Genomic DNA, 539 nt, shown 5'->3' with positions numbered 1-539 from the left:
GCATCTATAGCTAATCCATTAGATGAGGCTACACCGCCACTCCAACCTGTAAAGTTGATCGCAAATTGACCTTGATTATCGTATGCAAAAGAAGCATCAAAGCTACCTGCAAATCTTAGGAATTGCCCCCCTAAAGAGCCACCAAATGCAATACTTGACGAGGCTTGTCCATCAAATTTATTGACTCGGTTTAGCATTGAATCGTAACTATCATAGATCCGTTCGAAAGTGTTTCCATAAAGCTCAAAAGAGCTTCTTGTCGTATTTAAACCAAATTGCATGCCGTCACGTAACACGCTGGCACCAGCTCTACCATCTGCCCAAGCTGCATCTTGGAAAGCAATTGCTTCATCCCAATCATATGCTGCTTTAGCATCAATACCCGCGCCACCAAATTTCATCATACCGGCTCTGGCTTCAGCATTACCTCTGGCATAACGTGCTTGATGTATGGCGTTTAACTTCGCATGATGGTTTCTAACAGAATTACCCGCAGCTGCCCCTTCATTTATGGCGCTAACAGTTTGGTTATAAGCATT

The 539-nt window shown here is 43.6% G+C and carries 1 protein-coding gene; it reads right to left on the bottom strand.

Annotation, left to right across the window (positions count from 1 at the left end; translation table 11 throughout):
• A partial coding sequence (locus J8L98_RS24565; RefSeq protein ID WP_210998677.1) for a hypothetical protein occupies positions 1–539 on the bottom strand: 539 nt, incomplete at both ends.

The sequence above is a fragment of the Pseudoalteromonas sp. MMG013 genome (assembly GCF_018100885.1).
In the GTDB taxonomy this organism is placed as follows: domain Bacteria; phylum Pseudomonadota; class Gammaproteobacteria; order Enterobacterales; family Alteromonadaceae; genus Pseudoalteromonas; species Pseudoalteromonas aurantia.
The sequence above is the reverse complement of the archived record's forward strand: the minus strand, read 5'-3'. Positions and strand labels throughout refer to the sequence as shown.